We start from the raw sequence: 9,493 nt of genomic DNA, 5'->3' as shown, positions 1-9,493 counted from the left end.
GTTTTGGCTGCTCACGCCCCACAGTTATGAGCTGTTATGAGGCGGGGCTGCCCTTGGCGGCGGCGACGGCGGTCAGCACCGTGCGGACGGTCCGCTCGGAGGTGCCGACCTTCGGGGCGAGGTCCTTCTGGGTGGCGTCGGGGTGGTCCTTGCGGGCCTGCAGCACCGCGCGGACGGTCTCGGGGCTGACCCGGTCGACGTGCGGGACCGGCTTGCCCTCGAACAGCACCGGCTCGGCCGGCTTGCTCGATCCGGCCGGGGTGCGGCGGGGCCGGCGGCCGGCGTCGGCGGCGGCCTGGGCCAGCGCGGCGCGCAGGTCGGCGGCGTCCTGCTTGGCGGCCTCGGCCAGGGCCTCCGCGCGGTGGCGGGCGTGCTGCTGCTCGCTCAGCTCGCGGCGGGCCTGTCCCAGCGCCGTCTCAGCGGTCTGGAGCCGGCGCTGCCACTCGGCGCCGGCGGCGTCGAGCTGCCCCTGCGTGCGCGAGGCGCGTCCGGTCTCGGCGCGGGCCTCGGCGCGCGCTGCTTCCGCTTCCGCCAGCGCACGCTCCAGCGCGGTGCGTGCTTCCGCTTCCGCCCGACGGGCGAGCGCGGCGGCGTGTGCTTCCGCTTCCGCCCGGCGCGTGGCGGTCGCTGCTTCCGCTTCCGCTCGCGCCCGGTGAGTTGCTTCCGCTTCCGCCCGCTCGATCGCCGCGCGTGCTTCCGCTTCCGCTTCCGCCCGACGCACCGTTGCCGCTTCCGCCCGCGCGTCGGCGGCGTCGGCGCGTGCTTCCGCTTCCGCCAGTGCCCGTCGGGCCTCGGCGGCGTCGGCGCGGGCCGCCTCGGCTTCCGCCCGTCCGGGCGAGGGCAGCGCCAGCAGCGGCGCCGGGGTGCCCGTGGCCGCGAGCCGGGCCAGGGCCGCCAGGGCGGCGCCGGAGTCCTTGCCGGTGGCCTTGCGCAGCGCCTTCCGGGCACCGGCGGCGACCTCGGCCACCACCTTCTGCTGCCGCTCACGCTCCGCCTCGATCGCGGCCTGGCGGTGCTGCTCGGCCCGCCGGGCCTCGGCCCGGGCGATCAGCGCGGCCGCGCCGGGGGAGAGCCGGTCGCGCACGTCGGTCTTCCACGCCTCGCGGGTCTGCCGCGGGTAGGTCAGCCAGCGCCGCCACCCGAACCGCTCCGGCGGCTCCGGGATCATGCCCTTGGCGCGCAGCGCGGGGCGGTGCTTCGCTCCGGAGCGGACCTCGTAGACGATGATCCCCAGCGCGGACAGCGCGGACAGGCCGATCGCCTTGACCGGGTCGGCGTGGTGCCCGATCGCGTTGATGGACACCGCGGCCGCCGTGCAGATCCAGATCAGCGCCCGGGCCACCATCGCCCGCTCGCCGTTGAGTCGCTGGTGCTGCGCGGTCAGCGCCATCGCCAGCCCGGTGCCCTCGATGGCCACCGCGGCGATCACCCCGATCGGGGTGGGCAGGTTGTTGGCCCGGGCCGCGTCGACCTGCCCGTACACCGCCCCGGACACGGCCAGGCCGTAGATCAGCCCGGAGTAGACCGCCGCGGCGTTGTCGCGCACGTAGGCGACCCGGCCGGCGTACCAGCCGGCCAGCTCTGCCCGGCGGGCCTGCCGGCGGGCCTTGCGGTCGGCCCGCTCGTTCTCCTGCTGCTTGCGGCGCCGCTCGGCCCGTGCGTCGCGGTTGGCGTCCTTCTGCGCCGCCAGTCGAAGCTGCTCCGCCTTCGCCCGCAGTTGCCGCTCGCTAGCGGCGTCCTCCGATGCGATTCGCGTCTGCACAGCCAGGCGCTCCCGCTCGGCCGCGGCCAGGTTGCGGGCCACCTTGGCGTCGGTCGCGGCGAGCTGGGTCAGGTCCGTTCCGTGCTGCAACGTCGTCACGACGACACCTCCAGGGTTCGCGCCGGCGTCGGGATCCGCTCGTCGTCGATCAGGGTCCGGCCGGTGCCGAGCAGCTCCCGGGCGATCTCGTCCTCCGCGCACGACTGGTGGCACGCGTCGCCGCGGCCGTCGCGCATCTTCGTGGCGGTGGCACAGACCCGGCAGGGCAACGACCGGTCGCGGTCGTAGTGGCCCGGGCCGGTCCAGTCCAGGTGCACCTTCACCACCAGCAAGGCGGCCATCAGCACACCTCCCCGCGCGCCAGGCGAGCCGCGCGTACCTTCGCGAGCAGCTCCTTGCCGAGCGGGTTCAGGTCGGCCTCGTCGACGTCGACCGCGAGGGGGTGCCGGCGGTCGTCGACCCACCGGGCCGTCCGGCTCGCGCCGACGGCGGCGGCCACCAGGCCGACCGCGACGGCCGGGGAGTAGAGCAGCACCTGCGGCACCTGGTCGGCGTACTGCGCGAGGGCCTGCCCGGTCAGCGCCGCCGCCGGAGCTCCGGCGATCGCCGCGCCGGCGGCGATCCGCAGCGCCCGCGACCGGGTCGGCGCCGTCGGCGGGGTCGTCGTACGGCGGGACTCGCGCTCGGCGTCGACCAGGCGGCGCAGCTCGCCGGCGTACCAGCCCGGCAGCGCCGCCACCTCGGCGGCCCGGCGCTCCAGCCCGGCGTCCGTCAACTTCGGCAGACCCTGGCGGAACTGCGCCAGCGCGATGGCCAGGTCCAGGTGCTTCTTCGTCGGGGCGGTCATGCCGCGTCCCCCATCGTGCGGGCCGGCTCGGTCTTCGTGCGGTTGCCGGCGAGCATCTGGGAGATGCGGCCGCCGGTGATGCCGATGAATCGGCCGACGACGGTGGCGGGGATGCGGCGGCCCTCGACCAGCTCGCGGACCGCGGCGAGCCGGATGGTGAGGGCGGCGCGGCGAGCCTCGTGCAGTTGGTCGGCCATGCGCGAGGCGGCGCGCGCCCGCTCCCACGGGTCGCCGATGTTCAGGAGATCGGTGGGGGGCGTCACGGTCGGTGGTGCGCTTCCAGCGCCGGGGTGGTCGTGGACAATGCTCATGGGTCGTGCTCCTTCCCAAGGTCAGCGACCCGCCTGTGGCGAAGCCCGGTGTTCGTAGCGCCGGGCTTTGTCCCGTTTCCGAACGAACCCTGGTAGGGGATTGTCTCGGGGACACTGCTAGTGTCACCCTGTAGGCCAGGGGAGTCAACAACTCTCCCGGGGGCTCTTTGGGAGGCTGGCGTTGAGAGCTGTGAGCAGAGGCGCCGAGATCGCCGTTGATCTGCGCCGACAGATTCAGTCCGGCAAGTACCTGCCCGGCGATCGCCTGCCGCGGCTGGCCGACCTCATGGCCATCTACGAGACGCGATCGCGCTCCGCGCTCGACCGAGCCCTGAAAGAGCTGGTCGCCGAGGGACTGCTGACCGTGGTGCACGGGTCGGGCATCTACGTCCGCCGCCGCCAGGTGGTGCGACGCGACCTGCTCGCGGGCCTGCGCATGGAGTACGCGGCCGCGCGCCGGGGGGCCGACGTTCAGGCGGGCCTGTTCGAGGCGATGACCGGGGCGGACGCCAAGGTCGACATCACCTACGACTACGTGATGGCCTCAGAGCAGATCGCCCGGCTGCTGGACGTCGACGCGGAGCACAGGCTCCTGGTGCGGACGTTCCGGTACGTCGTCGAGGGAGCCCCGCACCAGGTGGCGCGGTCCTACCTGCCGGCGGAGACCGCGCAGCGCATCGGCCTCAACAACCCCGACGACGAACGTCCCGGCGTGGGCACGATTGCTCACCTGATGGCGGGCGGGATCGCTGTCGACCGCGCGAAGCTCGCGTTCGAGTCCCGCGTGCCGTCCGCCGCCGAGGTGGCCGAGCTGGCCATCCCCGGCGGGACGTCGGTGTTCGAGCACTGGCGGACGCTGTACCGGGGGTGCGAGCCGGTCGAGGTGTCCACGGCGATCGTGCCGGGAGACCGCGTCGCGTACGAGATCGACGTCAGCCTCACCGAGGGCGATCGGTGAGCCCGGCGACCTGGTCGTGGATCGCCGCCGCGGCGTCGATCGTCGGGCTGTGGATCAGCGGCCACAACCCCCGGTTCGGGTGGATCTACGGCATCGCCAGTCAGGCCGTGTGGATCACCTACGGCCTGGCCACCACACAGCCCGGGATGATCGCCCTGTCGATCGCCTTCGTCGTCATCTACTCCCGCAACATCTACCGCTGGCGCGGCACCCGCTTCCAGCCCGCCGCAGCGCAGCCGCTTCCCACCACGGACGGTCAGCCATGACGCTCGACAGCACCCAGGGAGACCCGGCGATCCTGTCGGCCCTTGAGCACCTCAGCTACACGTGGAGCTGGGGCCGGCCGCCGCGCCTCCTGACGCTCACTCATCGACCGCCGCAGCCCGCCGTCCCCACCACGCTGTCCGGTGGCGTCGGCACCCAGACAGCTTCCGACCTGCTCGACCAGTGGATCGATCAGTGCCGCCGCCACCGCGGGCTCGTCGACGTGCAGCGGGACCTGGGGGTCGACGCTGTTGGTGTGGCCTTCGAGACCGGCGACCAGCACATCCTCTACTCGATGGATCGCTCGGGTGTCGAGTACCTGGTGGAGGGCCAGCGGTACTCCACCACACGATCCGCCGCCGGCGCGAACCTCGGCGGTCAGGCTCTCGACTCCCTCGCCGAGAAGGTCGCTGAGCTGACCTGGCGCCTTGCCGGGTGGCCCGCTCCGGCCGCCGGCGCCCGCATCCGCGACATGTGGCCCAAGCCTGGGCTGGTCGACCTCGATGACGACGAGCTGCACGACCGCCTCGCCACCGACGCCGGGCACGTGCGGCTGCTGGCCGTGACCAGCATCGACGGACTGGCGGCGGTGAACGGAACCAGCGCCGCGCTGTCCAGCCCGGGCGACCAGCGCGTCTACCAGGCGGTCAAGCGAGACGCCGACGTGCTGCTCATCGGGGCGGGCACCGTCCGCGCGGAGCGGTACGGACCCACGCCGCTCTCCGCCCTCCAGATCGCCCGCCGCCGCTCGATGGGCCTGGCGCCGCACCCGACCGTTGCTGTGGTCAGCCGATCTCTCGACCTCGACCTCACCGGACCGCTGTTCCAGCAGCACACCGGCCGCCACGTCCCACCCCGCCCGATCCTCATCGCACCCGCGGCATCGGCGGCCAGCATCGATCCCGCCCTCGCCGAGCACGTCGACCTGGTGGTCGCCGGCGAAACCGACGTCGACCTGGCGGTGGCCGTGCAGCAGCTCCGCAGCCAGGGCCACCAACGGCTCGTCTGCGAGGGCGGCCCTTCGCTCGCCGGCGCGATGACACGAGCCGGACTGCTCGACGAGATCTGCATGACGATCACGCCGCAGCTCCTAGCCGTGCCCGGGCCACGGATCACTGACTCGTCAGGCGCTGGGCAAGGCGCCGACGACTGGCAGCTCCGCCGATCCCTGATCGACGAGCAGGGCAACCTGTTCCTGCGGTACGACCGCCTGCCCAGATAGCCCTTCTGTGTAGCGACACGCGCAGCGGCCCCCGGCATCCGCCGGGGGCCGCTGGTGTCTGGTCAGGCGGACCCGTCGCTGAGCGCGGCGAGCAGCTCGGCGCGGAGCTGCTGGCGCACGGCGGGAGTCGCGGCCACGGCGGCCGCGATCAGTTCGGCCAAGATGCGATGACGAGGCAGCATTCCGCTGAAGTCGCCGTGCAGCCGGTCGACGGCGTCGTCCAGGGCGCCGGCGGCAGCCAGAGAGACATAGATGGTATGCCTCGTCATGCCCTCCGGGGTCCGCCGGTTGCCCACTGTCCGTGCCGTGTCCGCACCGTGTTGGACACGGTGCGGAGGTGTTGATGATGGGGATCCTTCTTCACTCGAACGAGTGTGTGCATCAGGTACGCCAGGTGACGGATCCGGGTCGGCGATCGGGACCGGGTCGGCGTACAGCTCGGTGAGCACCGACTCCGCCGGCGGAATCTCGATCCGGCGGCCGCCGCGTCGAGCGCCGGTCACGGGCCGACCTTCCAGGCAAGCCCGAGGCGCGGCACGACCGCGGCCGCCAGGTTCCAGTACGCCGCCGTGACCGGGTTGTCTGGGGCGTAGTCGATAAGCGGTTGATGCACCCCGGGGGCCTCCTGAGCGCGAACGCTGTGCGGGATCTGGTGCACGAGCGCTCCGGGGTACTCCTGGACCAGGCGCTCGTCGAGCGACCGGGACAGCACGGTGCCGCCGTCGGTGTCGGCCATCACCACGGCGGCCGTTTCCAGCGTGGGGTTGAGCCGCTTGCGGATCAGCCCCAGGGGCTTGGCCAGCTCGGCTGCGCCGACGTAGTCCAGGGTTGAGGTCTTCATGCACACCGCCACGTGCGTGGCGGCGGTGAGCATGGAGACGGTGACCAGGCCCATGCTCGGGGCCGCGTCCAGAATCTCGACGTCGACGTCGTCCTGGTCGTCGTCGTACTCGTCGCGCAGCAAGGTGTCAGAGCCGGGCGGGCGCTCCGCGTCGACGCGGCCGAGGGTGTCCAGGCTCGGCACGATCCGCAGGCCGGGCACGGTAGTCGAAGCGGTCGCCTCTCGGATTGAGCTGTCGCCGAGCATCACGTCCAGCAGCGTCGGGTAGCCAGCCGGGCGCTGCGGGGGCAACCAGTACGTCGAGCTGGCGAACTGCGGGTCGCCATCGGTCAGGCGCACTCGCACTCCCCACGCCGCCAGTGCGGCGGCGACTTGGATCGCCGTGGTGGTCTTCCCGCTGCCGCCCTTGCGGTTGATCAGCGCCAGCCGCCGAGGTGTCTCGGCAGTCCGGTAGACGCGTAGCTCGCGCCACCGAGCCGGGGTCAGCGTGTAGGTCATCGGGGGGCCTCTTTCCGCAGCCGTTACGAACGCTGTCAGCCTGCCATCCGCATCCCGTTGGCTCACCATCCGCGTCCTCTCTGCCGCGTGTTGGACACACGTCCGTCAGGTGACCTACTGCTGTTGCACCTGATGCGCACAGGGCTGCGCGAAGTAGGGGCGAACGGTGGGTGCTGTTCGTTGAACAGGGCATGTCACTTCGCGCTCGCTGGCGGCCCCGGGAATGTCAAAACCCCGGCTGCGTGCCCTTGCGGGGCAGAGGCTGGCCGGGGTCTTCGTGCCTGAGCATAGCGCGTTTCGGCAGCGTGGTGGGCTGATGCCGACACCGGGCGCGACAGAGTTGCTGACGTTGGAGCGGCGGTGGTCGCCGGAGCGGCTGGCGCCGTACCGGGCGGCGTGCGGCGGGGACCTGGCGGCCGCCGTCGCGCTCTACCGGTGGAACGCGGAGATCTCCGCCGCGCTGGGCACCACGCTCGGGCACGTGGAGGTGCTGCTGCGCAACGCGCTGCACGAGGAACTGGCCGCCTGGTCGCTGCGCCGCTACGGGGAACCGCGCTGGTATCTGGATCCGGGCGGCGTGCTGACCGATGAGGGCCGCCGCGATGTCGCCAAGGCCCGTGCCCGGGCGACCCGGGACGGGCGTCTGGAGACGCCCGGGCGGGTGGTGGCGGAGCTGAACCTGGGGTTCTGGCGGTTCCTGCTCGCGACCCGCTACGACGGGACGCTGTGGCGGAGCTGCCTGCATCGCGCGGTGCCGGGGCGGCGCCGTCGTGAAGTGCACGCGGCGGTCAGCCGGCTGCACGAGGCCCGTAACCGAATGGCGCACCACGAGCCGATGTTCAACCGGCCGGTCGCCGACCTGCGCGCGACGGCGGTGGAGGTCGCCGGCTGGGTGTGCCCGGTCACGCGGGACTGGATCGACGCCGGCTGTCGGGTGCTGCCGCTGCTGGCCGGCCGGCCTCTCGTGGTGCTGCCTCAGCCGCGCCGCTGACCGTCGCCGAGGTGAAGCTGGAAGCGGGCGTGTTCGCTGAGCGTGTCGATGTCGTCGACGGGCTCGCCGTGGCGGCGCAGTACGACCAGGCGCGCGGCGGTCAGGTCGCGCAGGGCGGCGCGAAGCAGGGCCTCAGTGCGCCCGGTGAGCGCTTGCAGGCGGGTCAGGTGTCGACACCGTCCGGGCCGGCGCAGCCGATGGCGGAGCAGGGCGTGTACCTGCTCGGTGGTGAGTCCGTCGACCAGGTCGCCGCCGGGGATATCCACCGTCCAGTGCAGCGGCCGGCGGGTGTCGACGTCCACGCCGATCTTGCGGCCGTCGGGCATCTGGTAGAGCCACCAGCCGGTGACCTCGCCGTCGATGAGCAGGTCGGCCAGGTCGCCGGTCATCGCTTCCCGCCCGGGCGGTCGGTACGGGTCGCCTCGGCGCGGGCCTGGGCGAGCTGGGCGTGCAGCTGCTCGACGCGGGCCTCGGCGCGCTCGGCGCGCTCGGTCGCGGCTTGGGCGGTGGCCTCCACTCGGGCCAGGTCGACGCGGGCGGCCTGGGTTTCGCGGTCGGCGGTGCGCCACTGCTCGCGGTACTCGTCGGCCTGGCCCCGTACGGCGGCCAGCTCGCCGCGGGCGGCGCGCAGCTCGGCGTCCAGGTCGCGGCGGGCCGCCTCGGACTCGGCCAGCTCGGCGCGGGTGGCGTCGCGGTCCGCGGTGGCGGCCGCCAGCTCGGCACGGACCGCCGCGAGCTGGTCGGTCAGGTCGGCGGCGCGGGCCTCGGCCGCCTCGCGGACGGCCGCCAGTTCGGCGCGGGCGGCGCGCAGCTCGGCGTCCAGGTCGCGACGGCCCGCCTCGGACTCGGCCAGCTCGGCGCGGGCGGTGTCGCGCTCTGCGGTAACGGCCGCGGCGCTGGCTTCGGCCTGTTCGGCGCGGGCGGTGACGGCGGTCAGCTCGACGCGGGTCGTGGTGAGCGCCGTCTCGGCCTTGGCGCGGGCGGCGTCGGTCTTGCGGGTCTCGGCCTGGGCTGCGGTCAGGTCGCGGCGCACCGTCTTGAGCTGGTCGGCCAGGTCGCCGGCGCGGGCCTCGGCGGCCTCCCGCCGGCCGGTCTCGGTGATGACGGCCTGGGCGCGTTCGCCGGCGGCGGCCTCGGCGCGGCCCTGGGCCTCGCGGGCGTCGGCGACCTGCCGCCATGCGTCGCGCTGCACGCGTTCGGTCTCGGTTTCGGCGTCGCGGGCCCGCCGCTCGGCAGCGCGCTGGGCTTCCTTCGCGGCGGCGGCCGCCGCGGTGGCGGTCCGGGCCTCGCGCTGGGCGGCGTCCCGCGCGTCCTCGGCGCCCTGGGCCCGCTGCACGGCGCTCACGGCGGCGGTCTCGGCCTGCTCCACCCGGGCCACGGCCGAGGTGTCCAGGTCGCCCATCGCGGCCAGGACGTCGGTGAGGGTGCCCGAGAGGGCCTGCACGGCCGGCAGCACCCGGCCGGTGGCCTCCCGGTACGCGGCGAGGGGCTTGTCCAGGCCGGCGGCCAGCTCCGCCTGGCGCTGCTCGGCGTACGCCTGCCGGCAGGTCTTGCCGTCGTGGCGGCGCTCGTCGTCCGGGCAGAACTCCGGCGGGCGGCCCTTGCCCGCGTAGGCCAGGGGCCGCTGGTCGTACTTGCAGGTCGGCTGCACGCCCCGGGGCGGGCTCACCGTCGTCGGTTCAGTCATGACCCCCATCCTACCCAAGTTTCAATTTCTAGGAAGTAGAAACACTTACTCAGTTTTAGAAACTAATAACTTATCGATCATGGTTCGCCATGATCCCAAAAATGGGCCTCTG

12 protein-coding genes are annotated in these 9,493 nt (G+C 73.4%); 4 read left to right on the top strand and 8 right to left on the bottom strand.

Annotated elements, in window-relative coordinates:
- Nucleotides 1-34: 34 nt before the first annotated feature.
- From GA0070622_RS00160 to GA0070622_RS00145, 4 genes are read right to left on the bottom strand one after another with little or no spacing between them, the layout of a single operon-like run.
- The gene (locus GA0070622_RS00160; RefSeq protein WP_091565104.1) at nucleotides 35-1,861 is read right to left on the bottom strand and encodes a DUF2637 domain-containing protein; all 1,827 of its coding nucleotides are present in this window, start codon (nucleotides 1,859-1,861) and stop codon (nucleotides 35-37) included.
- Nucleotides 1,858-2,103: a hypothetical protein gene (locus tag GA0070622_RS00155; protein WP_091565115.1), complete on the bottom strand. Its 246-nt coding sequence runs from the start codon at nucleotides 2,101-2,103 to the stop codon at nucleotides 1,858-1,860. Before GA0070622_RS00155 ends, GA0070622_RS00160 begins: the two co-directional genes overlap by 4 nt.
- The gene (locus tag GA0070622_RS00150) at nucleotides 2,103-2,609 is read right to left on the bottom strand and encodes a hypothetical protein (protein WP_091565103.1); all 507 of its coding nucleotides are present in this window, start codon (nucleotides 2,607-2,609) and stop codon (nucleotides 2,103-2,105) included. Before GA0070622_RS00150 ends, GA0070622_RS00155 begins: the two co-directional genes overlap by 1 nt.
- Nucleotides 2,606-2,920 carry a hypothetical protein gene (locus GA0070622_RS00145; RefSeq protein WP_141684502.1) on the bottom strand — a complete coding sequence of 105 codons (315 nt, stop codon included), beginning with the start codon at nucleotides 2,918-2,920 and terminating at the stop codon, nucleotides 2,606-2,608. The genes GA0070622_RS00150 and GA0070622_RS00145 overlap by 4 nt, the downstream gene beginning before the upstream one ends.
- A gap of 190 nt (nucleotides 2,921-3,110) precedes the next feature.
- On the opposite strand from GA0070622_RS00145, the gene GA0070622_RS00140 reads away from it, so the two are divergent.
- The 3 genes from GA0070622_RS00140 to GA0070622_RS00130 are packed head-to-tail and all read left to right on the top strand — an operon-like array spanning nucleotide 3,111 to nucleotide 5,364.
- Nucleotides 3,111-3,878: a GntR family transcriptional regulator gene (locus tag GA0070622_RS00140; protein WP_141684501.1), complete on the top strand. Its 768-nt coding sequence runs from the start codon at nucleotides 3,111-3,113 to the stop codon at nucleotides 3,876-3,878.
- Nucleotides 3,875-4,144 carry a hypothetical protein gene (locus tag GA0070622_RS00135; RefSeq protein WP_091565100.1) on the top strand — a complete coding sequence of 90 codons (270 nt, stop codon included), beginning with the start codon at nucleotides 3,875-3,877 and terminating at the stop codon, nucleotides 4,142-4,144. Before GA0070622_RS00140 ends, GA0070622_RS00135 begins: the two co-directional genes overlap by 4 nt.
- Nucleotides 4,141-5,364: a dihydrofolate reductase family protein gene (locus GA0070622_RS00130; RefSeq protein ID WP_091565099.1), complete on the top strand. Its 1,224-nt coding sequence runs from the start codon at nucleotides 4,141-4,143 to the stop codon at nucleotides 5,362-5,364. The genes GA0070622_RS00135 and GA0070622_RS00130 overlap by 4 nt, the downstream gene beginning before the upstream one ends.
- Nucleotides 5,365-5,426: 62 nt before the next feature.
- Here the strand turns inward: GA0070622_RS00130 and GA0070622_RS00125 are convergent, their stop codons facing one another.
- Together GA0070622_RS00125 and GA0070622_RS00120 are read right to left on the bottom strand one after the other, a co-directional pair.
- Nucleotides 5,427-5,633, bottom strand: a complete 207-nt coding sequence (locus GA0070622_RS00125; RefSeq protein ID WP_091565098.1) for a hypothetical protein — start codon at nucleotides 5,631-5,633, stop codon at nucleotides 5,427-5,429.
- Nucleotides 5,634-5,863: 230 nt separating this feature from the next.
- A complete protein-coding gene (locus tag GA0070622_RS00120) occupies nucleotides 5,864-6,703 on the bottom strand; it encodes a ParA family protein (RefSeq protein ID WP_176710393.1) in 840 nt (279 codons plus the stop codon).
- A 316-nt stretch (nucleotides 6,704-7,019) separates the two neighbouring features.
- On the opposite strand from GA0070622_RS00120, the gene GA0070622_RS00115 reads away from it, so the two are divergent.
- Nucleotides 7,020-7,694, top strand: coding sequence for an Abi family protein (locus tag GA0070622_RS00115; protein WP_141684500.1), 675 nt, complete (start codon nucleotides 7,020-7,022; stop codon nucleotides 7,692-7,694).
- On the opposite strand, the gene GA0070622_RS32285 is transcribed toward GA0070622_RS00115, so the two are convergent.
- Both GA0070622_RS32285 and GA0070622_RS00105 read right to left on the bottom strand, forming a co-directional pair.
- Nucleotides 7,679-8,083, bottom strand: coding sequence for a hypothetical protein (locus GA0070622_RS32285; protein WP_176710395.1), 405 nt, complete (start codon nucleotides 8,081-8,083; stop codon nucleotides 7,679-7,681). The genes GA0070622_RS00115 and GA0070622_RS32285 overlap by 16 nt on opposite strands.
- Nucleotides 8,080-9,381, bottom strand: coding sequence for a coiled-coil domain-containing protein (locus GA0070622_RS00105; protein ID WP_176710394.1), 1,302 nt, complete (start codon nucleotides 9,379-9,381; stop codon nucleotides 8,080-8,082). The genes GA0070622_RS32285 and GA0070622_RS00105 overlap by 4 nt, the downstream gene beginning before the upstream one ends.
- Between the last annotated feature and the right edge of the window lie 112 nt (nucleotides 9,382-9,493).

The sequence above is a fragment of the Micromonospora sediminicola genome (genome assembly GCF_900089585.1).
Classification (GTDB): Bacteria; Actinomycetota; Actinomycetes; order Mycobacteriales; family Micromonosporaceae; genus Micromonospora; species Micromonospora sediminicola.
Note: the sequence above shows the minus strand (reverse complement) of the source record. Positions and strands in the feature narration are given on the sequence as shown.